The sequence below is a fragment of the Geopseudomonas sagittaria genome (assembly GCF_900115715.1).
In the GTDB taxonomy this organism is placed as follows: Bacteria; Pseudomonadota; Gammaproteobacteria; order Pseudomonadales; family Pseudomonadaceae; genus Geopseudomonas; species Geopseudomonas sagittaria.
In genome coordinates this window covers 105,250-128,937 of the sequence record NZ_FOXM01000013.1, presented here as the reverse complement: position 1 = coordinate 128,937, position 23,688 = coordinate 105,250, and the positions used below count along the sequence as shown (strand labels likewise).

The 23,688-nt window shown below is 68.4% G+C and carries 26 protein-coding genes; 5 read left to right on the top strand and 21 right to left on the bottom strand.

Annotated features, from left to right (window positions below):
• A partial coding sequence (locus tag BM297_RS16015) for a TRAP transporter large permease subunit (RefSeq protein WP_139231071.1) occupies positions 1-335 on the top strand: 335 nt, incomplete at its 5' end.
• A gap of 85 nt (positions 336-420) precedes the next feature.
• The gene (locus tag BM297_RS16010) at positions 421-1,626 is read left to right on the top strand and encodes a Bcr/CflA family multidrug efflux MFS transporter (protein ID WP_092433268.1); all 1,206 of its coding nucleotides are present in this window, start codon (positions 421-423) and stop codon (positions 1,624-1,626) included.
• 257 nt (positions 1,627-1,883) lie between these two features.
• On the opposite strand, the gene BM297_RS16005 is transcribed toward BM297_RS16010, so the two are convergent.
• The 18 genes from BM297_RS16005 to BM297_RS15920 all read right to left on the bottom strand — a co-directional run bounded on the left by BM297_RS16005 (position 1,884) and on the right by BM297_RS15920 (position 18,655).
• Positions 1,884-4,631: a DUF6701 domain-containing protein gene (locus BM297_RS16005; protein WP_139231070.1), complete on the bottom strand. Its 2,748-nt coding sequence runs from the start codon at positions 4,629-4,631 to the stop codon at positions 1,884-1,886.
• 2 nt (positions 4,632-4,633) lie between these two features.
• Positions 4,634-5,068, bottom strand: coding sequence for a hypothetical protein (locus BM297_RS16000; protein ID WP_092433264.1), 435 nt, complete (start codon positions 5,066-5,068; stop codon positions 4,634-4,636).
• Positions 5,058-5,927 carry a PulJ/GspJ family protein gene (locus tag BM297_RS15995; RefSeq protein WP_245768272.1) on the bottom strand — a complete coding sequence of 290 codons (870 nt, stop codon included), beginning with the start codon at positions 5,925-5,927 and terminating at the stop codon, positions 5,058-5,060. The genes BM297_RS16000 and BM297_RS15995 overlap by 11 nt, the downstream gene beginning before the upstream one ends.
• Positions 5,915-6,412, bottom strand: a complete 498-nt coding sequence (locus BM297_RS15990) for a type II secretion system protein (protein WP_092433262.1) — start codon at positions 6,410-6,412, stop codon at positions 5,915-5,917. The genes BM297_RS15995 and BM297_RS15990 overlap by 13 nt, the downstream gene beginning before the upstream one ends.
• Positions 6,409-6,855: a type II secretion system protein gene (locus BM297_RS15985; RefSeq protein WP_090306656.1), complete on the bottom strand. Its 447-nt coding sequence runs from the start codon at positions 6,853-6,855 to the stop codon at positions 6,409-6,411. Before BM297_RS15985 ends, BM297_RS15990 begins: the two co-directional genes overlap by 4 nt.
• A gap of 4 nt (positions 6,856-6,859) precedes the next feature.
• Positions 6,860-7,336 (bottom strand): type II secretion system protein, encoded by a 477-nt coding sequence (locus tag BM297_RS22325; RefSeq protein WP_092433260.1) that lies wholly within the window; start codon positions 7,334-7,336, stop codon positions 6,860-6,862.
• Between the two features lie 143 nt (positions 7,337-7,479).
• Positions 7,480-7,938: a type II secretion system protein gene (locus tag BM297_RS22320; RefSeq protein WP_092433258.1), complete on the bottom strand. Its 459-nt coding sequence runs from the start codon at positions 7,936-7,938 to the stop codon at positions 7,480-7,482.
• A gap of 46 nt (positions 7,939-7,984) precedes the next feature.
• Positions 7,985-8,509: a prepilin-type N-terminal cleavage/methylation domain-containing protein gene (locus tag BM297_RS22315; protein WP_217648272.1), complete on the bottom strand. Its 525-nt coding sequence runs from the start codon at positions 8,507-8,509 to the stop codon at positions 7,985-7,987.
• A 29-nt stretch (positions 8,510-8,538) separates the two neighbouring features.
• Positions 8,539-9,039 (bottom strand): hypothetical protein, encoded by a 501-nt coding sequence (locus BM297_RS15965; RefSeq protein ID WP_092433251.1) that lies wholly within the window; start codon positions 9,037-9,039, stop codon positions 8,539-8,541.
• Positions 9,040-9,044: 5 nt separating this feature from the next.
• Entirely contained in the window at positions 9,045-10,289 is a 1,245-nt protein-coding gene (locus BM297_RS15960; RefSeq protein ID WP_092433249.1) for a type II secretion system F family protein, read from the bottom strand.
• Positions 10,289-12,010, bottom strand: a complete 1,722-nt coding sequence (locus BM297_RS15955; RefSeq protein ID WP_092433247.1) for a GspE/PulE family protein — start codon at positions 12,008-12,010, stop codon at positions 10,289-10,291. Before BM297_RS15955 ends, BM297_RS15960 begins: the two co-directional genes overlap by 1 nt.
• Positions 12,010-13,464 carry a tetratricopeptide repeat protein gene (locus tag BM297_RS15950; protein ID WP_092433245.1) on the bottom strand — a complete coding sequence of 485 codons (1,455 nt, stop codon included), beginning with the start codon at positions 13,462-13,464 and terminating at the stop codon, positions 12,010-12,012. The genes BM297_RS15955 and BM297_RS15950 overlap by 1 nt, the downstream gene beginning before the upstream one ends.
• The gene (locus BM297_RS15945) at positions 13,461-14,399 is read right to left on the bottom strand and encodes an ExeA family protein (protein WP_092433243.1); all 939 of its coding nucleotides are present in this window, start codon (positions 14,397-14,399) and stop codon (positions 13,461-13,463) included. The genes BM297_RS15950 and BM297_RS15945 overlap by 4 nt, the downstream gene beginning before the upstream one ends.
• Positions 14,400-14,403: 4 nt before the next feature.
• Positions 14,404-16,014: a pilus (MSHA type) biogenesis protein MshL gene (locus BM297_RS15940; protein ID WP_245768271.1), complete on the bottom strand. Its 1,611-nt coding sequence runs from the start codon at positions 16,012-16,014 to the stop codon at positions 14,404-14,406.
• Positions 16,014-16,346: a Type II secretory pathway component gene (locus tag BM297_RS15935; RefSeq protein ID WP_245768270.1), complete on the bottom strand. Its 333-nt coding sequence runs from the start codon at positions 16,344-16,346 to the stop codon at positions 16,014-16,016. The genes BM297_RS15940 and BM297_RS15935 overlap by 1 nt, the downstream gene beginning before the upstream one ends.
• A complete protein-coding gene (locus BM297_RS15930; RefSeq protein ID WP_092433240.1) occupies positions 16,339-17,046 on the bottom strand; it encodes a hypothetical protein in 708 nt (235 codons plus the stop codon). The genes BM297_RS15935 and BM297_RS15930 overlap by 8 nt, the downstream gene beginning before the upstream one ends.
• A complete protein-coding gene (locus BM297_RS15925) occupies positions 17,043-17,669 on the bottom strand; it encodes an MSHA biogenesis protein MshI (RefSeq protein ID WP_245768269.1) in 627 nt (208 codons plus the stop codon). The genes BM297_RS15930 and BM297_RS15925 overlap by 4 nt, the downstream gene beginning before the upstream one ends.
• A complete protein-coding gene (locus BM297_RS15920) occupies positions 17,669-18,655 on the bottom strand; it encodes an MSHA biogenesis protein MshI (protein ID WP_175526670.1) in 987 nt (328 codons plus the stop codon). The genes BM297_RS15925 and BM297_RS15920 overlap by 1 nt, the downstream gene beginning before the upstream one ends.
• 108 nt (positions 18,656-18,763) lie before the next feature.
• Between BM297_RS15920 and trmL the strand changes: the two genes are divergently transcribed.
• Positions 18,764-19,225, top strand: coding sequence for a tRNA (uridine(34)/cytosine(34)/5-carboxymethylaminomethyluridine(34)-2'-O)-methyltransferase TrmL (trmL, locus tag BM297_RS15915; protein WP_092433238.1), 462 nt, complete (start codon positions 18,764-18,766; stop codon positions 19,223-19,225).
• 187 nt (positions 19,226-19,412) lie between these two features.
• On the opposite strand, the gene secB is transcribed toward trmL, so the two are convergent.
• The 3 genes from secB to BM297_RS15900 are packed head-to-tail and all read right to left on the bottom strand — an operon-like array spanning position 19,413 to position 20,587.
• Entirely contained in the window at positions 19,413-19,886 is a 474-nt protein-coding gene (secB, locus tag BM297_RS15910) for a protein-export chaperone SecB (protein ID WP_092433235.1), read from the bottom strand.
• Positions 19,887-19,917: 31 nt separating this feature from the next.
• On the bottom strand, positions 19,918-20,172 hold the full coding sequence (gene grxC, locus BM297_RS15905; RefSeq protein ID WP_092433230.1) for a glutaredoxin 3: 255 nt from the start codon (positions 20,170-20,172) through the stop codon (positions 19,918-19,920).
• 1 nt (position 20,173) lies between these two features.
• Positions 20,174-20,587, bottom strand: a complete 414-nt coding sequence (locus BM297_RS15900) for a rhodanese-like domain-containing protein (protein WP_092433227.1) — start codon at positions 20,585-20,587, stop codon at positions 20,174-20,176.
• 185 nt (positions 20,588-20,772) lie between these two features.
• On the opposite strand from BM297_RS15900, the gene gpmI reads away from it, so the two are divergent.
• Together gpmI and BM297_RS15890 are read left to right on the top strand one after the other, a co-directional pair.
• Positions 20,773-22,305, top strand: a complete 1,533-nt coding sequence (gpmI, locus tag BM297_RS15895) for a 2,3-bisphosphoglycerate-independent phosphoglycerate mutase (protein ID WP_092433226.1) — start codon at positions 20,773-20,775, stop codon at positions 22,303-22,305.
• A gap of 87 nt (positions 22,306-22,392) precedes the next feature.
• A complete protein-coding gene (locus BM297_RS15890) occupies positions 22,393-23,667 on the top strand; it encodes a murein hydrolase activator EnvC family protein (protein ID WP_092433225.1) in 1,275 nt (424 codons plus the stop codon).
• Positions 23,668-23,688 lie beyond the last annotated feature (21 nt).

The window sequence follows — 23,688 nt, the reverse complement described above, 5'->3', positions numbered from 1 at the left end:
TCACCTACCTGATCCTCGGCTGCGTGATGGACTCGCTGGCGATGATCCTGCTGACCATCCCGATCTTCTACCCGATGATCATGGGCCTGGACTTCTTCGGCCTGGACGAGTCCTCGAAGTCGATCTGGTTCGGCATCCTGGCGCTGATGGTGGTGGAGATCGGTCTGATCACCCCGCCGCTGGGGATGAACCTGTTCATCGTCCAGCGCGCGGCGGCCGACGTGCCGTTCATGGAAACCGCCAGGGGTGTGCTGCCGTTCCTCGCCTCGGACCTGCTGCGCATCATCCTGCTGGCGCTGTTCCCCGGCATCTGTCTCTGGTTGCTCACCCTGTAGCCGGTAGACTTCAAGGCCGCCTCCGGGCGGCCTTGTTCTTTATGCATTTACCCGCCCCGCAACCCGGCACCCCGATGGAGACCGCATGCCCGTCGCCAACCCCCAACGCCTGATCGTCCTGCTCGCCGCGCTGGTGGCCTTCGGCCCGCTGTCGATCGACATGTACCTGCCGAGCCTGCCGCTGATCGCCAGCGACCTCGGCGCTCCCGAGGCGCAGATCCAGCTGACCATCAGCGTGTTCCTCGCCGGCCTGTGCGCCGGCATGCTGATCTACGGGCCGCTGTCCGACCGCTTCGGCCGCCGCAAGCTGCTGCTCGGCGGCATCGCCCTGTACATGCTCGCCAGCATCGGCTGCATCGTCGCCGCCAGGGCCGAACAACTGGTGTTCTGGCGCGTGCTCCAGGCCCTCGGCGGCGCCGGTGCCTCGGTGCTCGCGCGCACCATCGTCCGCGACCTGTTCCCGCTCAAGGACGCCGCCCGCGTGTTGTCGCTGATGCACCTGGTGACCATGTTCGCCACCCTGATCGCCCCGCTGATCGGCGGCTACCTGATCCTGCTCGCCGGCTGGCGCTCGCTGTTCGTGGTACTGATGGTCTTCGCCGGCCTGTGCCTGCTGGCCGTCGCCTGGAAGATTCCGGAAACCCATCCCGCCGACAAGCGCGGCGCCTCGGTCGCTGCGGTGTTCCGCTCCTACGGACATATCGCCATGCAGCCCCAGGCGCTCGGCTACATCCTGTGCATGGGCCTGTCGTTCGGCGGCATGTTCGCCTTCATCACCGCCTCGCCGTTCGTCTACATCCAGTATTTCGGCGTGTCGCCGCAGCAGTACGCCTGGCTGTTCAGCCTGAACGTCGGCGGCATCATCGTCGCCACCCTGCTCAACGCCCGTCTGGTCACCCGCCTCGGCCCGCAACGCCTGCTGGTGTGCGGCGCCAGCATCGCCGCGCTGTCCGGCCTGGGCCTAGCCATTCTCGGCGCCAGCGGCCTCGGTGGCCTGAGCGCCATCGTCGTCTGCCTGGTGTTCTACGTCAGCGTCACCGGCCTGCTCGGCGCCAACAGCGTGGCCAGCCTGCTGGCGCGCTTCCCCAAGCAGGCCGGCGCCGCCGCCGGTCTCGCCGTGGCCCTGCAATTCGGCCTCGGCACCGCCGCCAGCGCCCTGGTCAGCGCCCTGCACGACGGCAGCCCGCTGCCGATGAGCCTGGTGGTCGGCGCCACCGGCATCGGCAGCCTGCTGGCCCTGCTGCTGACCCGCATTCCGGAGCGAGGAGCCACTGCAACACAGGAAAAATAGCCCGCATGCTGTAATTGGCACGTCATGTGCTTTAAGTACCGTACCCAGTTTCGGGGACCACGGTACAGGCAGGCCGGGGATTCCCCCTTTTATGCCCAAAGCCCCGGATCGCAGCGCGATCCGGGGCTTTTTCGTGTCTGGCGGGTCTGCCTCCCCTCTCCGGCCAGCGGGAGACGCTCTAGATAGAGGGAAAGCGGACTCGCCAGACTGTCGTTTCCCGCACACGGACTGTGCACTTGCACCGCAGGAGTGCGGGATCAGCGATAGACCTCGCGGCGAAAGATCAGTGCTCTCTGGCTGGACAGCACGCCGAAGGTAGCCCGTGCCGATGGGGCTTCGGGAGCAGTGTTGGAATCATCATCCCAGTCATACAACAGCCAGGGCAGCACCGGGGAAGTACCATTCAGGCCGGACAGGCTCACCAGGGCGCTGCCCTTGTGGTTCGGCGCCGGCAAGCGGATGACACCGGTTGCCAGCGGTGTTCCGCTCGCCGCCTCCAGCATGCCGGGCGGCGTCGGGAAATGGCTCGCCAGCAGGTCGCCGATGAAGCCGGACAGCACCACCTGGCCCAGCGCTGCCTGCGTCGAGCAGGTATCGCCTGTCGTAGCGCCGAACACCGGACCACCAGCCGAGGTCTGCCAGCTTTCCAGCCAGTAGGGCAGATCCAGCCCCTGGTTCTCCGGACCACTGGCCGCATCGATGCGCAGTCGGCCCAGGCGCAGCTCGGTGCCACCGAAGGCATGGACGAAGTCCTCGCAGGCGGCCGCACTGCCGTCGCTGCCGCGGTAGCAGATGCCGTCAGCATCGCTGAGCTGGCCGGCAAGCAACTTCAGCTGCACATGCGTGCCGGCAGAGGTCAGCACGAACGGCAGGTCCTCGGCCGTGGGTGGCGACGGCAGCTGCCAGAGCAGCGCATCGGCCTGGCGCACACCCTCAGCCCGCCAGTCGAAGGCCCGGCTGCCATCAGCGCCGCCGCTGTCAGAGATGACCAGCGACTGCGCATCGCCCAGGCTCTGCAGACGTGCGACCAGCCCCGGCTTGCTCGCATCGCTGAAGCTGTACGGCTGACGAGTAGGGGGATATCGAGAAGGATCGGTTACAGGCCAGTTCCAGAACGATCCGCGGTCGTAGTTATTGGTGACAGCACCCTGGCGGTTGTAGCCGGTAACCACGATGCCCGGCTGGCCGCCGGCAAAGTTGATGGACTGGCCCTGGTAGCTGAAGGCGCCGCAGGCCGGGGTCAGGCTGGCGGTGCTGGTCACCCCCAGATACGCGGGGGTGAAGCGACCGATCAGCGCGCTTTCGCCGCCGCCGATCGTTTGCAGGAGATAGGCCGGCGGCGTGGCGGTGATGCGGTAGATGCCCACCTCGCTCTGACCTACCTGCAGGGTGGTGGAGGCGCCCACTGCATGGTCGTAGCTGGTGAGCGCGGCCTGCCGACTACCATCGACGGCATGCCTGTAGAAGGCGCCAGCCACGCCACCGCTCGCGGCGCTCGGTTCGACCAGCGTGGAATTGAGGGCGATGCCGTTCAGCTGGAAGTTCGGCGTGGTCGGGTTGTCGCTCAGCGCGGCTTCGGTAAGCGCCTCGCCGTCGGCCTGCCAGGCCACTGCCCGGATGGTCAGCGGAAAACTATCGCCAGCCGCACGTGGCACTCCAGCCACGCTCAAGGCAGCACAGCCAGCCACGCTGGCGGTGCTGCAGGTGCTGTCGGCCGGTGTGGAGATATGCAGCCCATAGGGCTTGCTGACGAATTCGTCCGAGCCAAGCATGGTCAGACCGCTTTCGACGCCTGTTCCAACATATTGCGCATTCAGACGCATCTTGCCGGCATCGTCGTAACGCACCTTCAACTGTGTCTTGGCTTCGGAGTCGAAAACGAGAGGCAGTGCCGTCGGCGAAGCCGCACTGTTACCTATCGCCGTGTCGTTGACCTGCACCTTCATGCTCCCCGCGCCGGGATCAACATAGTCGCTCCAGAACTGCAGGGTGCGCGTGGCCGGTCCGAAGGCCGGCACGCACGTCTGGCTGGTGGCGTCCTTGCGTACGGCCTGCAGGACGATGCCCGTCTGCGCTTTGGCAGCGAGCAGATGCGGTACGTCGAAGACGAAGCCGCTGTCGTGGAACAGCACCCGACAATCGGCGGTACTGCATTGCCGAGGGTTGTTGGCCGCCGGAACGGCCGACGTCACGCCAAGGGCCACATAGCCCGGCATATTGCCATGCAGCTTGAGGGCAGCCTGGCCACTGTTGAAGGTCACCACGTTACCAGGCGCCCAACTGGTGGGACTCAGGGTGAGACTGACGCTGCCCTCGTACAGGCGGCTGCAGGTGGCATCGGCACAGGCCTTCAGGGTGACGTCCAGCGGACTGCAAGTCAGCCCAGTGGCGGCATGCAGAAAACGGAAGTGGTCGATCTGCCCGACAGAATCCGGGTTGTCGCAGAGCGCGCCGAAGTCCGCTCCCGCGAGAGCGCTGGAGTCATAGACAATGTTGTTGCCCTTTTGCAGGCTGCCCACGGCAGAGACCCCGCCATAGATGGCTGGGTTGTTGCCGATGGTCACATTGCCCGTCACGTAGATCAGCGCATTAAGCCGGGTATTGTTACTGTTTTGGATATCGAGATTCCCCATCACGATAATGATCAGATTTCTCGGATTGCCATTCTTGTTGATCTCGGCGTTATTGCCGATGAACAAATCGCCCTTGACGTAGACCCTTGCCGTTCCTGCCGTCGGTGCCGTCAATATCCAGCCGTTGGGCGATATGCCGCCCGCCCAGTAGCTGTCGCTCACCGGCACCGTCCGCGGACTCGCTGCCGTCAGGACGGGACGCGTCGAAGCATCGAAGTCCTCCAGCGACAACGGCGGCACATAGGCATTCAGACCATCGCCAGCCGGTCCGGGGAAAAACACCTCGGAGCACAACACCGCCCAGGCGGCCGGGCTGCCGGTCATTGCCAGGGCGCACAGGCACGCGACCAACCATCCACGTAAACGCCGCATGCTCATCGCTCCACCATCACTTCCAGCCGCCGCCAGGCATAGTCAACCCGGCTGTCCGGGCTGCCGTTGGCGGCCGTGGCGGTCAGGCGGTACAGGTTGAAGGTGCGGATGCCTTCCGTGTAGCTCTGCGCGCATGTGGCCGTGGCGCAGGGCAGCTTGACGCAGGTGAGGCTCACGTTGTACTCGCTCAGGCCGCTGCCGGCCAGGGATGGATTACCCACCGGGCAGATGCCCGTCGTGTTGCTCTCGGCCATCAGCTGGTGCAGCCCCCACTCCAGGCCGGCGCGGGCGGCGTGGTAGGCACGGGCCTGCTGGATGGCCAGGTCGAGGCTGGTGTTCTGGGTGACCGACAGCCTGCTCATGGTCGCCACCACCACGGCGATGATGACCATCACGAACAGCGCCGCCACCAGGGCGAATCCACGTTCAGGGCGCATTGTTCACCTGTGCCTGCTGGGCCAGACGGATGCTCTCCCCCGCCGCGCCGATGTTCAGACGCAAGGTGGCCAGTCCGCTGGCGCTGGCGTAACGGAAGTCGCAGCTTTCCACACGGTCGGCCTGCAGGCGGCCGGTGGCCGGCAAGGCGGCGGGCAGCGTGGGCTGCAGCTGGTCGTGCTCGTAGCGCAGCAGCTGGCCGCCGCTGCAGCGATAGCCGACCACCCGGTCGGCGAAATAGATGCGCCGCTGCGCCGAGGGCGCGGTGAAGGCGAAAGCGCCGCCCGGCGGCGTGACGCGGATCAGACTGATGCCTGGATAGGCCGCCGTATCCGACTCTGGCAAGCGGGTGAAGACGGTGTTGGTCGGCGTGATATTGCCCGGATTGCTCGGCGTCCAGCTGAACGGGCTGCTGGCGATCACCAGCCAGCCGGCGGCCGGCGGCGAGAAACCCGGGGCGAACACCTGCAGCACATCGCAAGCCGGCACACCCGCCACCAGCGGGCCGTTGCATTGCGCATCCGGCGTGGCGGAGAAGTTCAGGCTGTTGTCGAGCGGACGATTGGGCAAATAGCGCCCGCCGCTGTGGATCAGCAGCAGCTCCAATGCCCGGCCATCGGCGCTGACCCGCAGCGAGCCGGGCACCGCCATGCGGATGTCGCGCTGCATGCGGTTGAGGGCACTGGCGCCGATATCCACCAGCTCGGCGCGGCGGCTCTGGGCGACGAAGCCTTCCAGCGGGCGCGACAGCACGCTGCTGACCATCACCCCGACGATGGCGGAGAGGACGATCACCAGGATCAACTCGACCAGGGTGAAGCCGCGCTGGCGGGCTGGGTTGCCTGCCATCAGGGCACGCATGCGTAGGCCCCCGCGCCGTCGTACTCGCCGTAGCAGGTGCGCCAGCCGGCAAGGGTCAGCGTCTGGCCATCCAGCGCCTCGACCGTCACTGTCACATGCAGCGCCGCGGCGGCAGTCAGGCCATTGAAGGCCTGCGGGGTGACGGCGACGCGGACCCGATAGTCCTGCAGGCCGGGAACCAGGTTGCCATCGGTACCACGGGCACCGCTGTCGTCGAGCCCAGCGTAGTCGCAGACGTTGTCGTAGTCGGCGCGCACGGCAGGTCGCGGCGGGCACTGGGTATGGCTGGTCGGATCGAGGAAGTCCTCGGCGAGAATTTCCTCCAGATAGGCCTCAGCGATGGCCAGGCTCTGCTGGCGCAGCATGGGGTCGGCGGAGCGGCTGGTGATGCTGGCCATGGCGCTGTACAGCGCAGCGGCGGCGATGCCGACGATGACGATGGCGATCACCAGCTCGACTAGGGTCATGCCGCGCTGGCGGTTCATGGCACGAACCCCGTGACCGCCTCGACGCGGACTGCATGGCCGGCGCCGAGAGTGACGCTGACCGCCTGGCTGGGTCGGCCGAGGGAGTCGAAGTCGACGTTGAAGGCCGCCGACAGCGTGATGCCGGTCGGCGGCGTGCCGGCGTAGGGCGCCTGCCCGGTGGACGGGTCGAGCACGCTGGGCGTAAAGGTATTGCCGCTGCCCTCGCAATCGGCATCGCGCAGCAACTGGTAGCCCGTCGTGTCCAGGCTGAAGCGGATGCTGCAGCCGCCGGCCAGCGCCAGCTTCTGCGCATGGCGCAGCCCGGCGCGGACTTCCTCGGCGTACAGGCGGTCGTCGAAGGTCGAACGCTCGAAAAAGCGCGGCCCCACCACGGCGGCGAGGATGCCGATGACCACGATCACCAGGATCAACTCGACGAGGGTGAAGCCGCGGGAATGCATGGGGTCAGCAGCCGCCGGTCTGCACGGTGATGGACGGGGGTACTGTGCCAGTCATATTGGCTTGGGTGTAGCTCACAGAACATGTCGCTGTGGCGGCAACGCCCAGCGGCCGGAAGGTCACCGTGGATGTGTTCACATTGGTATACGGCAGCGGATCGATCTGGTAGCTGCCGGCATCGATACCGGCAGCACCGGCAATGCCGACGGCACCGGCGAGCTTTATGTGTGCCTGAGGATAGCCGCCTTGCATCAGCACAAAGGTGTCCTCATAAGCTATGTCGTTTCCCGTGCCGCCCCCGGCCAGCCAGGCCGCGTGGCCAATGGCGGCTGCCGAGCGGATAGACGCGGCGGCGCCCTGCACGCTGGCGATGCGCGCATCGCGGCCCAGATCGGCAAAGCGCGGCAAGGCGAAGGCGGAGAGGATACCGAGCATCACGATCACCAGAATGAGTTCGATCAGGGTGAAGCCACGTTGTTGCATGCAGACAGTCCTTGTCCGGGTAGATCGGCCAGCTCCGAGCCGACCGTTGAATAATTAGTCGACAGGTGCCCGGAGGCACCTGTCTTGTGTCAAACGGAAATGGCAGAAATGGGGCCTGTCCCCATTGACTGCTCACGCGCTCCTCAGCAGCCCGAGTCGTCCAGGTTGTTAATGGCCGGGGCAGCGTTGGCAGCGGGCGCGGTGTACTCAAATGAGCAAGTATCGGGGTCAGTAGCCCCAACCACACGAATCAGCAGGGTATCGCCAGCGTCAGTGCCGCCGCCAGTGGAGTCAAACTCGGCGCTCAACTGGGCGGCAACCATGATGCCTGCAGCATTGGCAGTCGGATAAGAGTTCAACATGGTGACTGGCTGACCTTCAAGGGTCACGCTAGCACCGGTCCCCAGACCTTTAGCCAACTGATCGGAGTGTGCAATAGCTGCAGCAGACCTGACGGAGCCCAATGCACCATTAAGAGTCGCAGCTCGTGCATCACCACCTAAATTGGCAAACCGCGGCAAGGCAAACGCCGCCAGAATGCCCAGCACCACAATGACCATGATCAGTTCGATCAGGGTAAAACCGCTTTGCTGTTTTTTCATGATTGAATCCCTTTCGAATGGTTAACTAAGTTGGAAGAAAAGCAAATCAATTGGCAGAGGTGGTCACGGCGCCGGTAGCGGTGCTATAGACAATAGTGCGCAGTGGGGTAGTGCTGGCAGCAGCGCGTCCATCCAGGCGATAAGTGAATGTGCACTCGCCAGCGGTAACGACCGAAGCCTGATAGTCGGCGGTAGTGTTAGTGGCTACAGACGGAGCAGAGCCCTGTAGTACTGCGTTCCACACCTCCACGCAACGGGCTGCGTTCGGGTTGGCCGCACTATCACTGACAGCACTGATCGGCCAACCGTTGCCGTTCACGTCCACATCGTTCGCGCCAAAGCCGGTCACGTTGAGGTTCGGGGTAGCGATGCCCTTGACTCGATTCAGTTCCCACTGCGAGCGCACTAACGCCACACCCGCCGCCAGCGCACCACCGGTGCCCTGTACCGCCGAGGTATGCGCATCGTCGGTCGCATTCATAAAGCGCGGCAGCGCCACCGCGGCGAGGACGCCGAGGATCACGATCACCACCACCAGTTCGATCAGGGTAAAGCCCTTCTGTCGTTGCATTTCCATCTCCATTTGCCCTGAGGGCGTTGTCACGGGTCGGTCCAGTCCACCGCCCGCAGCTCCACGGCGATCAGCCGTTCGGTCTTTGCGGTTGCCATCGTCTGCAGCGGAAGGCGCACCAGCTGCCAGGCCTGCACGCCTTCCTCCCCACCACTGCGCCAGCCGCGAAAGCGGGCGCGGTACAGCACGCGGGCCTGCTGCGGCAGGAAGTACCAGCAGCCCCGACGCGGCGTCTGGTCGTCAGCCAGTTCGCCGCAGTAGTTGCCCTGCTGGCCACGCAGCAGGACGAACGGATTGCGCGTGGCCCAGCCCTCATCGAGCGGGCGTCCCTGCGCCATATTCTCGGCGGCCAACGCGTCGAGACTGCGCGCCAGGTGCGCCGCCGTCGTATTCATGGCTTGCGTCTCGCTGTCGGTCGCAATATGCCATAACGAGATAAAGATCACATTGGCAAAAATCAAAGCCAGCAGCCAGCGGGCAAGACGCTGCAGCGGTGCCACCAGCAGCAGGCGCTCGGCGCGCGCCGGCAACGGCCTCACTTGACGCCCTTGGCCGCCGCCGACAGTTCCCACATCGGCAAAAACACCCCCAGCGCGAGGATCAGCACCATGATGCCCATGGCGACGATGAGAATCGGCTCGATGGCGTCGGCCAGGCGCTTGAGGTCGTAGTCCACCTCCTGTTCGTAGAAGTCGGCGACCTCGATGAACAGGTCGTCGAGCGCGCCGGTTTCCTCGCCGACCGCCATCATCTGCAGCACCAGCGGGGTGAACAGGCCGCTGGCGGCGGCGCCGCGGGTCAGCGCCTCGCCGCGCTCGACACCCTCGCGCATGCCGGTGATCGCCGTGCCGATATGCCGGTTGCCCACGGTGTGGCTGTTGATCGCCAGGGTCTGCAGCAGCGGCAAGCCGGCGCGGTACATCATCGCGAAGGTGCGGGTGAAGCGGGCCAGGGCGATGCGCTCGAAGATGCCGCCGACAATCGGCAGCTTGAGCTTCCAGCGATCCCAGACCAGCGCGCCGGGCTCGGTGGCGATCCAGCGCACGAAGGCGACGATGCCGCCGGCCAGCCCGAGGCCCAGCAGCCACCACCACTGCTGCATGAATTCGGAGAAGCCGATGAGGATGCGCGTCGGCAGCGGCAGCTCGGCATGGAACTGGGCGAACACCTTGGAGAAGGCCGGGATCACCAGCAGGTTGATCACCGCCAGCGCCACGCTCATGGCGATCAGCACGAACAGCGGGTAGCGGGTGGCCTGCTTGATGCGCTTGCGCGTCTCACGCTCCATCTCCAGGTAGCCGGCCAGCTGGCGGAAGGCCTGGTCGAGCTGGCCGGTGTTCTCGCCGACGCTGATCATGCTGACGAACAGCGGGTTGAACACCTTGGGGTGGTTGCCCAGCGACGCGGCCATGGCCGTGCCGCCCTCAAGGTCGGCACGCAGGGTCTGCAGCACCTCGCGGAAGTACGGGTTGCGGGTCGACTCGGCGAGGCCGCCGATGGCGCGGATGATCGGCACGCCGGCCTTGTTGAGGCTGTACATCTGCCGGCAGAAGATGATCAGCTCCTCCAGCTCGACGCGCTCGCGGCCAAGCAGCTTGTTGAGCTGGCGCAGGACATCGGCGTCGCCTGCGGCGGCCTTTTCCGCCTGGGCGTCGATGCTCAGCGGGGTGATGCGCTCGGCCAGCAGCTCGCCGGCCAGCGCCTCGGCGCTCGCCGCCTGGCGGCTGCCGCTGATCTTGCGGCCCTGAGCATCGCGCCCGCTAAAGCGAAACTGCGCCATCAGCCGATCCGCTCGTCACTGAGGCTGGCGCTGACCTTGAGCACCTCCTCGACGCTGGTCAGCCCGGCCAGGGCGAAGTCCAGCGCACCGGCGGCCAGCGGCCGGTAGTACGGCTGGGCGCGCGCGGCGTCGATGAAGCCCTGGGCGTCGTGGCGGCGCAGCGCGGCGGCCAGCGGCGCATCGATCTCGAGCAGCTCGTAGACGCCGATCCGCCCCAGGTAGCCGGTGTTGTGGCACTGGTGGCAACCGCTGCCGCGCACGAAGCGGCGACCGGCCAGCGACTGGCCGCCGATGCCTTCCAGCCAGTAGCGCTCGCGCTCCTCGGGCAGGTGCTCCTCGCGGCAGTGCTCGCAGACCCGGCGCACCAGGCGCTGGGCCAGCACGGCGTTGAGGGCGTTGGCGACCAGGAACGGCTCGGCGCCCATGTCGATCAGGCGCAGCGGCGAGGTCAGGGCGTCGTTGGTGTGCAGGGTGGACAGCACCAGGTGGCCGGTCAGCGCGGCGCGCAGGGCGATCTCGGCGGTCTCGCGGTCGCGGATCTCGCCGACCAGGACGATGTCCGGGTCCTGACGCAGGGCGGCGCGCAGCACGCGGGCGAAGGTCAGCTCGATCTTCGGGTTGACCTGCACCTGGCTGATCCGCGGCAGGCGGTATTCCACCGGGTCCTCGACGGTGATGATCTTCTTCTCCGGGCTGTTCAGCTCGGAAAGGCCGGCGTACAGGCTGGTGGTCTTGCCCGAGCCGGTGGGGCCGGTGACCAGCACGATGCCGTGCGGGCGCTGCAGCAGGGTGCGAAAGCGCGCCAGCATGTCGGCCGGCATGCCGGTGCGGTCGAGGCTGAACACCCCGGCGCTCTGGTCGAGCAGACGCAGCACCACCGACTCGCCGAACTGCACCGGCATGGTCGACACGCGCACGTCGAGGCTGTGGTTCTTGACCCGAATGTTGAAGCGGCCGTCCTGCGGCAGGCGCTTCTCGGAGATGTCCAGGCCGGCCATGATCTTCAGGCGCATGACCAGCGCCGAGACGATGCGGGTCTCCTTGATCAGCTGCTCGTTGAGCACGCCGTCGATGCGCTGGCGCAGGCGCAGGACCTTCTCGTCCGGCTCGATGTGGATGTCCGAGGCCTTCATCTGCACGGCGTCCTCGAACAGCATCTGCAGCAGGCGCACCACCGGGGCGTCGCTGTTGTCGAGGCTGAGGCCGCTGAAGTCGAAGTCGCTTTCCTCCAGGCGCTCGTCGAGCTGGCCGGCCAGCTCGGCGATCTCGTTGGTGCGCCGGTAGAAGCGGTCGAGGTTGTCGAGCAGCTCGCTCTCGCGCACCACCGCCGGCTTGAGCGGCTGGCGCAGCAGGCGGCTCAGCTCGTCGAGGGCGTAGAGATCGAGCGGATCGCTCATGCCGACCAGCAGGCCGTCGCTCTCCTCGACCAGCAGGATGGTGCGAAAACGCCGCGCCAGCGCCTCGGGCAGGCGCTGCACCAGCGCCTCGTTGAACTTGAACTGGCGCAGGTCGACGTAGGGAATGTCGAGCTGGCGCGACAGCGCCTCGAGCAGCTTCTGCTCGGTGACGAAGCCCATGTCGACCACCGCGCGGCCGAGCTTGGCGCCGCTGCGCTTCTGCTCGTCCAGCGCCAGCTGCAGCTGGCCCTCGCTGATCAGGCCGCTCTGCACCAGCAGGTCGCCTAGGCGCAGCTTGCGCCGGGGCTGTTCGCCGCCACCCATCAGGACTCTCCTCCGCTGGCCTGTGCCCGCTCGCGGGCATAGCGCCGACTGTCTTCATCGAGGCCCTGCCCCTGCAGGGCCTGGCGGTAGTGCTGGGCGGCGGCGGCGCGCTCGCCGAGCTGTTCGAGGGCGATGCCCAGGCCCAGCTGCCAGGCGCCGTGGGCCGGGCGCAGCAGCACCAGGTTGCGGTACAGCTGGGCGCTCTCGCGCCACTGGCCGGTCTGCTGGTAGCTGGCGGCGAGCAGCGCGTGGTAGGCCGGGTCGCTGGCCAGCGCCGGCATGCGCTCGGCCAGGGTGGCCACCGCCGCGGCGCCGTCGCCGCCCTGCAGCTGGGCGCGGGCGAGCAGCACGCGCAGTTCGCTGTCGGTCGGGAAGCGTTGCAGCTGCGCCGGCAGTTCGGCGACCAGCCGGGCGTGCCGGCCGGCGCTCAGCCAGGCGCGGGCCAGCCAGCGCAGCGCCTCGCGGTTGTCCGGCTGACGGCGGTTGAGGTCTTCGAGCTGGGCGATGGCGCGCTCGCTATCGCCGGCCAGCAGCGCCTGGCGCGCCTCGGCCAGCGCATCCGGCTGGTGACTGGCGACGCTGACCCGCGCGGCGCTGACCTGCGGGCTACGGCTGACCGGCGCGGCAATCGCAGGCGTGCGTAGTTCCGGGATCGCCGCACGGGTAGCGGGCGGCGCGGGCGGCGGGTCGCGCTTGACCGGCGCGGCGGCCGTCTGCACGGCGGGCGGGTAGTCGTCGTCGGCCGCGGCCTCCTCCTCGCCACCGGCCACCGGCAGCTGCTCGGGATCGAACACCTCGCTGTTTGCGGCGCTGAACGGCACCTCGACCCACAGCTGCCAGCGTTCGCCGGCCGGCTCCAGGCGGTCGAGCACCTGCAGACCGTCGCCAAGGCCGACCAGCAGCAATTCGGCGCCATCGCCCAGCGGCTGCAGGCTCCAGCTCAGGCTGCGGCCGCCCTGCTCGAAGCGCCCGGAGCGCGGACCATCGTCGCTCAGGCGCAGCTGCGGCAGGCGCAGGCCGACCACCCCGCTCTGCTCGCTGCGCTGGTAGCTCGGCGCGCGGTCGAGCAGCAGCTGGAGGATGAAGCGGCCCTCGCCATGCTGCGGCAGGGTGGCGAGCAGCTGGATGGGCGGCGCGCTGGCCTCGGCGGGCGCGGCAGCGGCGGTCAGGGCCGGCGCGGTCGCTGCGGGCGCCACGGCGGGCGGCTCACTGGCCACACCGGGCGCTGCGGCCATCACGGGCGCCGCCTCGCCCGTCAGCCAGAGGCGCGCCAGCAGCAGCGCGGCCAGCAGCGCCAGAGCGCCCCACAGCAGGCCCAGCAGCAGACGCCGGCGGTCGGCGCGGCGAGCGCTGGCGCCCTCGTCGGCGGGCAGCAGGCCGTCCAGCGGCGCACGCTCGGCCGGCGAGGCGCGGCGCGCTTCCAGGTCGCGCAGCATGTCGTTGACCAGGCTCACGCGGCACCTCCCGGCAGCCAGGCCTGCAGCCACGGCCACAGGCCGAGCAGCGCCAGCAGCACGCCCGCGCCGGCCAGGCTCCAGCCCAGGCGCACAGAGCCCTGGCGCAGGAACGGCCGGGCGCCTTCGGTATCCTCCAGCGCCCGCTGCACGTGGGCGGCGCGCACCTGGCGGCTGCCGGCGCCGAAGGCGACCATCAGCGCCTTGTGGGCGAGGATGTTGATCAGCCGCGGGATGCCGCCGCTGCCGGCGACCAGGCGGCGCAGGGCGCGGGCGTCGAACAGCGGCTCGCCGCGGTAGCCGGCATGCACCAGCCGCTCCTCGACGTAGCGGCGGGTGTCGGCCAGATCCAGCGGACGCAGGCGATAGGAAAAGGTGATGCGCTGGCGCAGTTGGCGGAATTCGCCGCGCTCGAGCAGCTCGTCGAGTTCCGGTTGGCCGAACAGCACCACCTGCAGCAGCTTGCAGTGCTCGGTTTCCAGGTTGGTCAGCAGGCGCAGGGACTCGAGGGTTTTCTCCGGCAGGGCCTGGGCCTCGTCGATCAGCAGCACAGTGCGCCGGCCCGCCGCCGCCTGCTCGATCAGCCGGTGGTTGAGCGCCGCCAGCAGGCTGTGGTCGTCCAGCTCGTCGGCCGCGGCGATGTGCAGCTCATGGGCCAGCGCCTGGCGCAGGCCGCGCGGGCTGAGGCCCGGATTGGGCAGCCAGGCGACCTGCCAGCGCTCGCCGTCCGCGCCGAGGGCGTTGAGCAGGGCGCGGCACAGCAGGGTCTTGCCGGTGCCGACCTCGCCGCTGACCTTGATGAAGCCTTCGCCCTCGCCCAGCGCCACGCGCAGCAGGTTGAGGCAGGCCTGATAGGGGGCCAGCCGCACCAGGAACGCGGTGTTGGGGGTCAGCGCGAAGGGTTTTTCGCGCAGGCCGAAGAAGCCCTGATACATGCGCCTACCTCAGCTCGCGGAAACTGGCCGCGCTCTTCTGCAGCTCGTCGATCCAGGTGTCGGCGCCGATCACCTGCGGACGCAGCAGTATCACCAGCTCGCTGCGCACCAGCTCCTTGCGCTGCTGCTGGAACAACCCGCCGAGGAACGGCAGCTTGGACAGCCAGGGCACGTTGGCGTCGGTGTTGTCGCTGACATCCTCGAGCAGGCCGCCGATCACCACCACCTGGCCGCTGCGCGCGCGGACGATGGAGTCGGACTGGCGGGTGGTGGACAGCGCCAGCGGCAGGTTGAGCACGCGGTCATCGCCGAAGCTGATCTCCTTGTTCTGGTCCTGCACGCGGCTGACGGTCGGCCGCACGTGCAGGGTGACCTCCTCGCGCTGATTGATCTGCGGGGTGACGTCCAGCGAGATGCCGGAGAAGAACGGCGTCAGGGTGACATCCTGGGTCGGCTCGGAGACGCCGCCGGAAGTGATGGTGTTGGCCGACGACACGTCGGTGACGAAGAACTCGTCGGTGCCGACCTTGATCACCGCCTTCTGGTTGTTCAGCGTGGAGATGCGCGGGCTGGACAGCACGCGCACCTGACCCTGGGTTTCCAGCAGCTGCAGCAGGGCGGTGAAGTCGCCGCTGGTGTACAGCGCGCTGAACACCCCGCCGATGCCCGCGGCACCGCTCAGCGGGTCACCCGCCAGGTCGAGGCTGAGCTTGCTGCCGATCTGGGTCCAGTTGACTCCGGCCTGGAAGCTGTCGCTCAGGCGCACCTCGAGGATCTTCGCCTCGAGGATCACCTGGCGCTGCAGGTTGCGCTCGGCCTGCTCGAGGAAGGCCTCGACGTTCTGCTGGTCGCCGCTGGAGGCGCGCACCACCAGCAAGCTGGCCTGCGGATTGACCACCACCTTGTTGCCGGGATCGTCGCCGATCAGCGCGCCGATCACGTCGCCGACCTCGCGCCAGAAGTCGACCTCGCTGGTGGTCACCACCTGGCTGGCGTTGACCGTGGCGGAGGTGCTGCCGCCGCCGGAGTCGCCGGAGCCGCTGCCGCTACCACTGCCGCTGTCGGCGCTTTCCGAGGTGGTGACCTGGCCGGAGCTGACCCGGGTATCGGTCTCGCCGCGGCGCTGCAGGTTGAGGTAGTTGAGGTCGTAGGTCCGGGTCAGCAGCTGGTTGGGCAGGATGCGGTAGCCGTAGGCGGTGCGCTTGAAGTCGTAGCCGTAGCTGTCGCGCACCGCGGCCAGCACCTCGTCGAGGGTGACGTTGCGCAGGCTGAAGGTGACCTGGCCGCTGACCTCGGGGTGCACCACCAGGTTCTGTCCGGCGCCGTCCATCAGGCTGAGGAAGAACTCGCGGGCGTCCATGTCGCGCACCGCGACATCGAAGCGCGGCCCCTGGGCGAGCAGCGGGCCGTCGGCCAGCAGCGGCGGCAGCAATGCGGCCTGCACCGCCGGCGGCGGCGTGGCGCTGCGCCGGCTCTGCGCCAGGCTGTCCTCGAGCAGGCGGTCGGTCTGCTCGCGCAGCTGGCGATCGCCATCAGGAAAGGTCTGGCAGGCGGCGAGCAGACAGCAGGCGGCGAGCAGGCCCAGCTGGGACAGACGGAATGACATCATGGGCATCAACGGCTCGGGCTCCGCGTGGATGGAGTCAGAATGGGTTGGCTCAGGTGCAGCTCGCTGCGCTGCCCCTGACGTTCGATCACCACGCTGCGCGCACGGATGGCCAGCACGCGCAGGTCGCCCTGCTGTTCGCCGACGCGCAGGCTGCGCCCGCCGAGCACCGCGCGGGCACCGCCCGGACCGTGCAGGATCGCCTGCAGCAGTGGGGCCGGCGCCGCCGCGGCGTCGGCCGTGGCCGGAGCGGCCAGCGCTGGCGGCGGCAGGGTCGGGTCGACGGCGGCCAGCGCCAGCAGCGGCGCGGTACAGCACAGGGCAAGCAGCCATCTAGACACCGACCCACCCCGCTTCACGGCTCAGCGTGTACAGCTCGAGGGTGATCTTCGCCTGGCCCGGGCCGGCCTCGCCGACCTGGTAGTCGAGGCGCTCCCAGAACAGCCGGCGACCGCCGGCGGCCAGGCTCTGCGCCTCGATGCCCTGCAGGTAGTCGCGCAGCTCGAAGTAGCTGCCCTCCAGGGTCAGGCGCATGCCGTGGCGGTAGAGCACCGGCGTCGCGGGCGCCGCGCTGTCCGCCGCGGCATTCGCGGCGGTAGCCGGCTGGCCAGCGGCTGCCGGCGGCGGCAGCTCGAGCGGCGCGGAAAAGCTTTCCAGCGCCAGCAGGCGCAGGCCCGGGCGCTGCTGCAGCAGGTCCTGCAGCACCTGCTGCATGCGCTGCGGGTCGATCAGCGCGGCGGTCTCGCGGTCCAGGCTCTCGAGCTGGTGATCGCGCAGCGCCTGCGCCGCGCGCAGTGCCTGGCGCAGGGCCTGGTCGGGGTCGACGGCGGCGCGCGCCTGCAGCTCGGCCAGAGCCGTGCGGGCCTCCAGCCGACGCGTCTCGGCGCTGCGCTGCTCGTTGTCCAGCTGCTGGAGACGCAGCGCCAGCGGCTCGTGGCCGAAGGCCAGCCAGGCCAGCGCCGGCACCAGCAGGGCCACGGCGACGGCCAGCCACTGTTCGCGCGGCGCGCGGGCGCTCCAGTAGTGCTGCAGGGCGTTCATCGGCGCGTCTCCTCGGCGCTGGCCGCCTGCGAGGCGAGGCGAAAGCGCAGCACGCCGGCCTCGTCACGATCCAGGTCGAAACGGGCGAACTGGCGCCCGGCAAAGGCCGGACTGCGGCCCAGGCTGTTCAGGTAGCCGGGCAGCAGGTCGGGCTGCTGGCTGGCGCCCTCGAGCAGCAGGTCGCGGCCGCCCTGCTCGAAACGGATGGCGCTGAGCCAGACGCCGCCGAGGTGGCGCTCGGCCAGGGCGTCGAGTGGCGCACTGAAGCCGGCGCTGCGCTCGGCCAGCAACAGCTGCAGGTGGGCGGCCAGCTGCTGCAGCTGGCGGTTGCCGGCCTCCAGCGCGGCCAGCTGCTGCGGCAGGCGCGGGTCGGCCTGCGGCTCGCGGAAGGTCTGGCGCAGGCTGGCCAGCTCGGCTTCGGCCTGCTCGGCGGCCTGCCGGCTTTGGGCCAGCGCGGCCTGCAGCTGCTGGCTGCGCCAGAGCTGCCAGCCGCCATCGAGGAGGATCGCCAGCAGCACGGCCAGCAGGCCGAGCACCAGCGGGCGCGGCGCCGGCCGGCCCGCGCTGTCCGCCTGCGGCGGCTGGTAGAGGTTGAGATTCTGCAACGGCATGCTGGCACCCATCAGCTGGCCTCCAGGTGCAGGGTCGCGGCCTGCTGCGACCGGCGCGGTGCCTGGCGCGGCGCGGCGGCCTCGGCCTGCTCCTGGCGCAGCGCGGCGCCGAGCGCCGGCAGGAACAGCGCCTGCTGATCCGCCGGCAGTTCGAGCAGCGGCGAACCGGCGAACAGCTCGTCGAGGGCCAGCCGCGTCAGGCGCACCGACAATTGCCGGCCGAGTTCGGCGAGCAGCTGCTCGCCGACGGCCGGCACCGGCAGCACCAGCAGGCGGGCGACCGCACCCTTGCCGAGCTGGCTTTCGAAATAGTCCAGCGAGCGCTGGATCTCCAGCGCCAGCTGGGCGCTGTCGGCGCCGCGGTTGTCCAGGCCGTGCTCGATGCGCCGCGCCATGTACAGGTCGCGACCGTGCTGCACGCAGATCAGTCCGTCACGGGCATTGAGCTTGAGCACGGCGAGATTCTGCCCCTCGCTGACGGTGAGCAGACCGAGGTTGCGCAGGGCCATTTCGGCGATGTCGATGCTGTGCAGGCGCAGCCCGGCGCCCGCCACCCACTCGGCCAGCGCCTGCATGCGCGCACGGGCGAGCACCGCGCAGTAGGCCATCGGCGTGCGGCCGCGGTAGGCATCGTCGGGCAGGGCGAAGGCGTCCACCACCAGGCTGTCCAGCGGCGCGTTGACCAGTTCGCGGATGCGCCAGCGCACCGCGGCGCGCAACTCGGCGGGCGGCACGTCGGGGCGCTCGACCAGCAGCAGCTGGTAGTCGGCGGCGGACAGCAGCAGGTTGACCGGCTGGCCCTGCAGGCCGAGTGCCTCGACGCGCTGGCGCAGCACCTCGACCTGGCTGCCCGGCGTGGCGGCGACGAACTCGCAGGCCGGCAGCCGCACGGCCCCCGCGCTACGCTGCAGGCAGACCAGCACGCAGCCGCCGGCGACCGGCGCCAGTCCGAGCAGGCTGTCCGCAGTGGTTTTGGTTCGTTTCAGCCAGGCCAGCAAATGAATTCTCCTTGCCCGTACAACCTGCCAGGGGCAGGCGGGCAGACCGCTGCAAGCGGCCACAAACCGCTAGAATGCGTGCCGTCCCGATCCGTACAGGCACACACCATGTTTCACGTTGTGTTGTTTCAACCAGAAATCCCGCCGAACACCGGCAACATCATCCGGCTTTGCGCCAATACCGGTTGCCAGCTGCACCTGATCGAGCCGTTGGGCTTCGAACTCGACGACAAGCGCCTGCGCCGTGCAGGGCTGGATTACCACGAATACGCGACGGTAATCCGTCACCAATCCCTAAGCGACTGCTTGGAAGCACTAGGGAGCGGCAGGATACTGGCACTCACCACCAAAGCCAAGAACAGTTATGCCGAAATGAAATACCTACCGGGCGACGTGCTGCTGTTCGGACCCGAGAGCCGCGGCCTGCCGGCCGAGATACTCGCCAGCCTGCCGGCCGAGCAGCTGCTGCGCCTGCCGATGCGTCCGGGCTGCCGTAGCCTCAACCTGTCCAACGCCGTGGCGGTGACCGTCTACGAAGCCTGGCGCCAGCAGGATTTCAGCCTCGACTGAGGCCGCCAAAGCCCCGGCGACAATGCGCCAGAATCATGACAGGTCAAGCGCAATGCGTACTGACGCGCATCAACATAGCCAAACCTGTCACATTTTTGAACCATCCCTTAGTACTGCGCGCACAAAAAAACCCCGCGCAGGGCGGGGTTTTTTGTCGCAGTGCGGCCGGCAGCCGCGCAGCAGAGCGTCAGGCCTGGGCTTCGGCGGCCTGCAGACGCCCCAGCTCCTGGGCGTAGAGCGCATCGAAATTCACCGGCGAGAGCATCAGCGCCGGGAAGGAGCCGCGCACCACCAAACTGTCCAGGGTCTCGCGGGCGTAGGGGAACAGCAGGTTCGGGCAGAAGGCGCCGAGGGTGTGGCTCATCGAGGCGGCGTCCAGACCCTTGATCAGGAAGATGCCGGCCTGCTGCACTTCGGCGATGAAAGCGGTGTCCTCGCCATTCTTCACGGTCACCGAGACGGTCAGCACCACCTCGTGGAAATCGTTGCCCAGATCCTTCTGGCGGGTATTGAGGTCGAGGCTGATGGCTGGCTTCCACTCCTGGCGGAAGACTTCCGGGCTCTTCGGCGCTTCGAAGGACAGGTCGCGCACATAGATGCGCTGCAGGGCGAATTGCGGCTGGTCGTTCTGCGCGGCGGCGCCGTTGGCTTGTTCGGTCATGTTCGCTTCCTTGTTAGTAGCAATGGTTGATTCAGCCGCGCAGCAGCGCGTCCAGCTTCCCGGCACGCTCCAGGGCATACAGGTCGTCGCAGCCGCCGACGTGGGTGGCGCCGATCCAGATCTGCGGCACCGAGGTCTTGCCGGCCTTGCGCGCCATCTCGGCACGCAGCTCGCGCTGGCCGTCGACGTTGATCTCGGTGAAGTCCACGCCCTTGCGGCTCAGCAGCTGCTTGGCGCGCATGCAGTAGGGGCAGTAGTCGCTGGAATAGATGACCACCGACTGCATGTCACTTCACCACCGGCAGGTTGTCGCCGCGCCAGCTGGCGATGCCGCCGCCCAGACGGGAGACGTCGTAGCCGGCCTTCTTCAGCTTGCCGCAGACGCTGCCGGCATGCTGACCCATGGCGTCGACCACGATCAGGACCTTGGACTTGTGCTTGTCCAGCTCGCCGATGCGGCTGTCCAGCTTGTCGAAGGGGATGTTCAGCGCGCCGGTGATGTGGCCGCTGGCGAACTCCTTGTGCGGGCGCACGTCGAGCACCAGCGCCTCGCCGGCGTTGAGCTTGGCGGTCAGCTCGCGGCAGGTCAGGCTGCGCCCGCCGCGACGCGCCTCGCTGGCCAGCAGCAGGGCCAGCAGCACCACGAACAGGGTGCTGAGTACATAGTGGTTAGAGACAAACTCAATCAGCTGGGCAACCATCGCAAGCATCCGGCACGGTAAAATGGCCAGCAGTATACACAGCCAGTTCGAGCGGCTGAACCCGAGCAAACGGGCGCCGCCGCGGATACCTCGAAACCGCCCGCCGCCAGTCACGCCGCCGTGACGCTCGCGGACTCAGCCATTAGACTGGCGCTCTTTTGCCATCACCTGCACGAGTCGGACGCATGCCTGCCACGCCCAAACCTCTGGTTCTGATCATCCTGGACGGCTTCGGTCACAGCGACAGCCCGGATTACAACGCCATCTTCCACGCCAACACCCCGGTGTGGGACCGCCTGTCCGCCACCCGCCCGCACGGCCTGATCTCCGGCAGCGGCATGGACGTCGGCCTGCCCGACGGGCAGATGGGCAACTCCGAGGTCGGCCACATGAACCTCGGCGCCGGCCGCGTGGTGTACCAGGACTTCACCCGGGTGACCAAGGCGATCCGCGACGGCGAGTTCTTCGCCAACCCGGTGATCGGCGCGGCGGTGGACCAGGCGGTGGCGGCCGGCAAGGCGGTGCACATCCTCGGCCTGCTCTCCGAGGGCGGCGTGCACAGCCATCAGGAGCACATCGCCGCGATGGCCGAGCTGGCCGCCCGCCGCGGTGCCGAGAAAATCTACCTGCACGCCTTCCTTGACGGCCGCGACACCCCGCCGAAGAGCGCGCAGCCGTCCATCGAGCTGCTCGACGCCACCTTCGCCAAGCTCGGCAAAGGCCGCATCGCCAGCCTGACCGGGCGCTACTTCGCCATGGACCGCGACAACCGCTGGGACCGCGTCGAGCAGGCCTACAACCTGATCGTCGACGGCCAGGGCGAGTTCGCCGCCGCCAGCGCGGTGGAGGGCCTGCAGGCCGCCTATGCGCGCGGCGAGAGCGACGAGTTCGTCAAGGCCACCACCATCGGCGCGCCGGTGCGCGTCGAGGATGGCGACGCCGTGGTGTTCATGAACTTCCGCGCCGACCGCGCCCGCGAGCTGACCCGCGCCTTCGTCGAGGCCGACTTCACCGGCTTCGCGCGCCAGCGCGTGCCGCAGCTGGCCGGCTTCGTGATGCTCACCCAGTACGCGGCGAGCATCCCGGCGCCCTGCGCCTTCCCGCCGGCCTCGCTGGACAACGTGCTCGGCGAGTACCTGGCCAAAAACGGCAAGACCCAGCTGCGCATCGCCGAAACCGAGAAGTACGCCCACGTCACCTTCTTCTTCTCCGGCGGCCGCGAGGAGCCGTTCGCGGGCGAGGAGCGCATCCTCATCCCCTCGCCGAACGTCGCCACCTACGACCTGCAGCCGGAGATGAGCGCCCCGGAAGTCACCGACCGCATTGTCGACGCCATCGAGAACCAGCGTTTCGATGTGATCGTGGTCAACTACGCCAACGGCGACATGGTCGGCCACACTGGGGTGTTCGCCGCCGCGGTCAAGGCGGTGGAGTGCCTGGACCAGTGCATCGGCCGCATCACCGCAGCCCTGGACAAGGTCGGCGGCGAGGCGCTGATCACCGCCGACCACGGCAACGTCGAGCAGATGGAGGACGAGTGCACCGGCCAGGCGCACACCGCGCACACCTGCGAGCCGGTGCCCTTCCTCTATTACGGCCCGCGCCAGCTGCGCATCCGCGAGGGCGGCGTGCTCGCCGACGTGGCGCCGACCATGCTCCGCCTGCTCGACCTGCCGATCCCGGCGGAAATGACCGGCACGCCGCTGGTGGAGCTGTAGTAACCATCACGCCCCGCTCCGCCGGGGCGTTCTTTTTGTCTGCGCCCGGATGCATACTAGGCCGCTCAACGAACGGATCCCCTGCCCATGCTGCGTGCCGCCCTGTTTGCCCTGCTCGCCTGCTGCCTCGCCCCGGCCATCGCCGACGAGCGCGCCGATACCCAGCGCCAGCTGGAAGCGGCGCAGCGCGACATCGCCGAGCTGCAGAAGCTGCTCGGCGGCCTGCAGCAGGAGAAATCCGGCATCCAGAAGCAGCTGCAGGGCACCGAGCGCGAGATGGGCACCCTGCAGCAGCAGATCGACAGCCTCGAGCAGCAGCTCAAGGACGGCGAGAGCGAGATCGAGCGCCTCGACGAGGAGAAAAAAAAACTCCAGAGCCAGCGCGCTGAACAGCAGAAGCTGATCGCCATCCAGCTGCGCGCCGCCCACCAGAGCGGCGGCCAGGAATACCTCAAGCTGCTGCTCAACCAGCAGCAGCCCGAACAGTTCGCGCGCAACCTGACCTACCACGACTACCTCAGCCGCGCGCGCAGCGAGCAACTGGCCAGCTACAACGACACCCTGCGCCAGCTGCAGGCCATCGAGGCCGACCTGGCCACCCAGCACGCACTGCTGGCCGGCCAGCAACTGGAACTGCAGGACCGCCGCAGCGCGCTGGACAAGGTCCGCGACGAGCGCCGCGCCACCCTGGCCAAGCTCAACAGCGAACTGGGTGACGGCGACCGCCAGCTCAAGTCGCGCCAGCGCGAGCAGGCCCAGTTGGCCAAGGTGCTCAAGACCATCGAGGAAACCCTGGCCCGCCAGGCTCGCGAAGCCGAGCAGGCGCGCCAGCTGGCCGAACGGCGCGCCCGCGAGGAAACCGAACGGCAACGCCTGGCCGCCAGCAGCGGCACCAGCGAACGCAAGGCGACCGCGAACAGCGGCCCGCTGGTTTCCAGCAACACGCCGGCCTTCGGCGGCCCATTCGCCAAGGCCCGTGGCCAACTGCCCTGGCCGGTGGACGGCCGCCTGCTGGCGCGCTTCGGCACGCCGCGCGGCGATGCCCGGCTGAAGTGGGACGGCGTGCTGATCGGCGCCGCCGCCGGCACCCGGGTGCGCGCCATCCATGCCGGTCGCGTGGTGTTCGCCGACTGGCTGCGCGGCGCCGGCATGCTGCTGATCGTCGACCATGGCGGCGGCTACCTCAGCCTGTACGGCCATAATCAGACCTTGTTGAAAGCCGCCGGCGACCAGGTCAAGGCCGGTGAAGCCATCGCCACCGTTGGCAGCACCGGAGGTCAGGATACCCCGGCGCTGTACTTCGCCATCCGCCAGCAGGGCCAGCCCAGCGACCCGCTGCGCTGGTGCCGCGCTCAAGGCTGATGGCACGCCCACTCAGGAGTT

Excerpts from the sequence above, each read along its gene's own strand:
- BM297_RS16010 (WP_092433268.1), top strand. The coding sequence starts at position 421 with ATGCCCGTCGCCAACCCCCAACGCCTGATCGTCCTGCTCGCCGCGCTG.
- BM297_RS16005 (WP_139231070.1), bottom strand. The coding sequence starts at position 4,631 with ATGCGGCGTTTACGTGGATGGTTGGTCGCGTGCCTGTGCGCCCTGGCA.
- BM297_RS16000 (WP_092433264.1), bottom strand. The coding sequence starts at position 5,068 with ATGCGCCCTGAACGTGGATTCGCCCTGGTGGCGGCGCTGTTCGTGATG.
- BM297_RS15995 (WP_245768272.1), bottom strand. The coding sequence starts at position 5,927 with ATGCGTGCCCTGATGGCAGGCAACCCAGCCCGCCAGCGCGGCTTCACC.
- BM297_RS15990 (WP_092433262.1), bottom strand. The coding sequence starts at position 6,412 with ATGAACCGCCAGCGCGGCATGACCCTAGTCGAGCTGGTGATCGCCATC.
- BM297_RS15985 (WP_090306656.1), bottom strand. The coding sequence starts at position 6,855 with ATGCATTCCCGCGGCTTCACCCTCGTCGAGTTGATCCTGGTGATCGTG.
- BM297_RS22325 (WP_092433260.1), bottom strand. The coding sequence starts at position 7,336 with ATGCAACAACGTGGCTTCACCCTGATCGAACTCATTCTGGTGATCGTG.
- BM297_RS22320 (WP_092433258.1), bottom strand. The coding sequence starts at position 7,938 with ATGAAAAAACAGCAAAGCGGTTTTACCCTGATCGAACTGATCATGGTC.
- BM297_RS22315 (WP_217648272.1), bottom strand. The coding sequence starts at position 8,509 with ATGCAACGACAGAAGGGCTTTACCCTGATCGAACTGGTGGTGGTGATC.
- BM297_RS15960 (WP_092433249.1), bottom strand. The coding sequence starts at position 10,289 with ATGGCGCAGTTTCGCTTTAGCGGGCGCGATGCTCAGGGCCGCAAGATC.
- BM297_RS15955 (WP_092433247.1), bottom strand. The coding sequence starts at position 12,010 with ATGGGTGGCGGCGAACAGCCCCGGCGCAAGCTGCGCCTAGGCGACCTG.
- BM297_RS15945 (WP_092433243.1), bottom strand. The coding sequence starts at position 14,399 with ATGTATCAGGGCTTCTTCGGCCTGCGCGAAAAACCCTTCGCGCTGACC.
- BM297_RS15940 (WP_245768271.1), bottom strand. The coding sequence starts at position 16,014 with ATGCCCATGATGTCATTCCGTCTGTCCCAGCTGGGCCTGCTCGCCGCC.
- BM297_RS15930 (WP_092433240.1), bottom strand. The coding sequence starts at position 17,046 with ATGAACGCCCTGCAGCACTACTGGAGCGCCCGCGCGCCGCGCGAACAG.
- BM297_RS15925 (WP_245768269.1), bottom strand. The coding sequence starts at position 17,669 with ATGGGTGCCAGCATGCCGTTGCAGAATCTCAACCTCTACCAGCCGCCG.
- trmL (WP_092433238.1), top strand. The coding sequence starts at position 18,764 with ATGTTTCACGTTGTGTTGTTTCAACCAGAAATCCCGCCGAACACCGGC.
- secB (WP_092433235.1), bottom strand. The coding sequence starts at position 19,886 with ATGACCGAACAAGCCAACGGCGCCGCCGCGCAGAACGACCAGCCGCAA.
- grxC (WP_092433230.1), bottom strand. The coding sequence starts at position 20,172 with ATGCAGTCGGTGGTCATCTATTCCAGCGACTACTGCCCCTACTGCATG.
- BM297_RS15900 (WP_092433227.1), bottom strand. The coding sequence starts at position 20,587 with ATGGTTGCCCAGCTGATTGAGTTTGTCTCTAACCACTATGTACTCAGC.
- gpmI (WP_092433226.1), top strand. The coding sequence starts at position 20,773 with ATGCCTGCCACGCCCAAACCTCTGGTTCTGATCATCCTGGACGGCTTC.
- BM297_RS15890 (WP_092433225.1), top strand. The coding sequence starts at position 22,393 with ATGCTGCGTGCCGCCCTGTTTGCCCTGCTCGCCTGCTGCCTCGCCCCG.